This window comes from Sphingorhabdus pulchriflava, from assembly GCF_003367235.1.
Classification (GTDB): Bacteria; Pseudomonadota; Alphaproteobacteria; order Sphingomonadales; family Sphingomonadaceae; genus Sphingorhabdus_B; species Sphingorhabdus_B pulchriflava.
Genome location: NZ_QRGP01000005.1, coordinates 1 through 2,289, shown reverse-complemented (window position 1 = coordinate 2,289; position 2,289 = coordinate 1). Strand labels below are relative to the sequence as shown.

Annotated in this window: 4 protein-coding genes; all 4 read left to right on the top strand. The window is 64.7% G+C overall.

The window, feature by feature from the left end; translation table 11 throughout:
• A partial coding sequence (locus tag DXH95_RS15960; protein ID WP_239016717.1) for a zincin-like metallopeptidase domain-containing protein occupies positions 1-217 on the top strand: 217 nt, incomplete at its 5' end.
• The gene (locus tag DXH95_RS15955; RefSeq protein ID WP_115550569.1) at positions 214-411 is read left to right on the top strand and encodes a hypothetical protein; all 198 of its coding nucleotides are present in this window, start codon (positions 214-216) and stop codon (positions 409-411) included. The genes DXH95_RS15960 and DXH95_RS15955, both read left to right, overlap by 4 nt.
• Before the next feature lie 13 nt (positions 412-424).
• The gene (locus DXH95_RS15950) at positions 425-817 is read left to right on the top strand and encodes a DUF2958 domain-containing protein (RefSeq protein WP_115550568.1); all 393 of its coding nucleotides are present in this window, start codon (positions 425-427) and stop codon (positions 815-817) included.
• A gap of 122 nt (positions 818-939) precedes the next feature.
• On the top strand, positions 940-2,289 hold a 1,350-nt coding region (locus tag DXH95_RS15945), incomplete at its 3' end, for a ParB/RepB/Spo0J family partition protein (RefSeq protein ID WP_115550567.1).

Sequence of the window (2,289 nt, the reverse complement as noted above, 5' to 3'; positions counted from 1 at the left end):
CGAGGAACTTTGCGCCGAATTGACATCGGCATTCCTGTGCGCCGCGCTTGGGATCGTCCCGACCGTGCGCCATGCCGATTACCTTGGTTCGTGGCTGGCCGTGTTGCGCGCCGACAATCGCGCCATCTTCAAAGCCGCCAGCCAAGCCAGCAAGGCCGCTGACTTTCTCTTGGCTTTCGTTCGGGAGAGCGAATCCGGTCTGGCGCGCGCGGCATGAGCGCGCCGCTCCCTCTTGAGTCCGAGCAGACGGCCATCGGCGAGCAGACGCTGGTTCACGGCGTTGCGCCGATCACGCCCCGCGACCGGCTCGCCATCCGCGCCAATGCGCCGCTGGAGCCGCGCAAGGCGCAGCGCCCCGCCGATCACGGCCTGTTCGACACCAACGCCCGCAACCAGATCGAGTTGTTTTGAAAGGATTCCCCCCATGCTGCTACTCACCCAAGACCAGCGCACACGGCTGATCGCCAACGGCCAGAGCCGTGGCGATCATGCGCCGGTCGTCAAATTCTTCAATCCTGTAGGGTCTGGCACTTGGCTGTTTTCCGAACTGGATGAGGACGGCGACACCCTGTTCGGCCTGTGCGACCTTGGGTTCGGTTGCCCCGAAATGGGTTCAGCCAGCCTATCCGAGATTGCAGCGGTCAAACTGCCGTTCGGCCTCGCCATCGAGCGCGACCTTCATTTTGAAGGGCGCTTCCCACTGACCATCTATGCCGATGCCGCCCGCCTGTGCGGCGGCATCACCGAAGACAAGGCGCGGCTTGAGGTTGCAGCCGCCGCCAGCGCCGACGCGCTTTCAGAGCTTCCGCCACCTTGACCCCCAAGGCGGCGGCAGACCCCGCGCGGGATTTTCCCTGCGCGGACAACCGGCCCCGTCCTCACCGCCCCCCAAGATGCCCCGAGGACGGGGCCACCACGCAAGCGAAGGAGTAACTTACCATGCACATCGACCAAATCCCGCTCGACCGGCTATCGGTTTCCAAGGCCAATATGAGGGCTGGCAAGAAGCCGCCCGACATTTCGGACATATTGCCGTCGATCATCAAGCGCGGCGTGATTTCGCCGCTGTTCGTGCGGCCCAACTGCAACGCCGGTCATTTCGAGATTGTCGCGGGCAAGCGCCGCTACTTCGCCAGCCTTGAAGCGGCGAAGCAAGGCCAGGACGGCGTGACGCTGCCCTGTATCACGCTTGGCGAAGGCGACGACGCCGAGGCGCTCGAAATCTCGATGATCGAGAATATGCTGCGGCAGAACCCCGATCAGGTCACGCAATGGGAAAGCTACACGCGGCTGGTCAAGGAAGGCCGCAGCGTCGAGGACATTGCCGCAACCTTCGCGCTCACGGAGTTGCAGGTGAAGCGCATCCTTGCTCTTGGCAATCTGTTGCCGCGCATCCGCGAGGCGTTCCGCGCCGAGGAAATCGACGCGGCGACGGTCAAGCATCTGACCTTGGCGACCAAGGCGCAGCAAAAGGCGTGGCTGGCGCTGTTCGAGGATGCGGACGGCTATGCCCCTCGCGGGCAGCAGTTGAAGGCGTGGCTGTTCGGCGGCGCGTCGATTGCGACGAGTGCGGCGCTGTTCGATCTTGCCGCCTTCGACGGCCAGATCGTCAAAGACCTGTTCGGCGACGAAGGCTATTTCGCCGATGCCGATCAGTTCTGGGCCGCGCAGGGTGCCGAGATTGAGCGGCGCAAGGCCGCCTATCTCGAAGACGGGTGGAGCGCGGTCGAAATCGTCCCCGCCAGTGTCTATTTCCAGACATGGGAGCATGAAAAGACCCCCAAGCGCAAAGGCGGGCGCGTCTATATCGACGTCAACGGCAAGGGCGAGGTCGCCTTTCACGAAGGCTATCTGACCCGCAAGGAAGCGCGGCGGCAGGGTGAGGGCGGCAGCGAGGCGGCAAAGCAGCCCGCAGCCGTCCGCCCCGAAATCACCGCCGCCATGACCAGCTATATCGACCTGCACCGCCATGCGGCAGTGCGGTCGGCGCTTGCCGCGAACAGCGGCGTGGCGCTGCGCGTCATGGTCGCCCACGCGATTTGCGGTTCGCCCCTGTGGGGCGTGAGGGTGCAGGATCAGCGCAGCCGTAACGAAGCGATCACCGAGAGCATCGAAACCAGCGTTGCCGAGGCCCGCTTCGACGAGCGGCGGCGCGCAGTGCTGGCCGTGCTGGACTTCGACCCCGACGAGGCCAGCGTTGCCTTGGGCCACGAGCCGAGGAACGGCGTCAGCGGATTGTTCCAGCGGTTGCTGGAACTGCCCGACGCTGTGGTCATGGAGGTGTTGGGC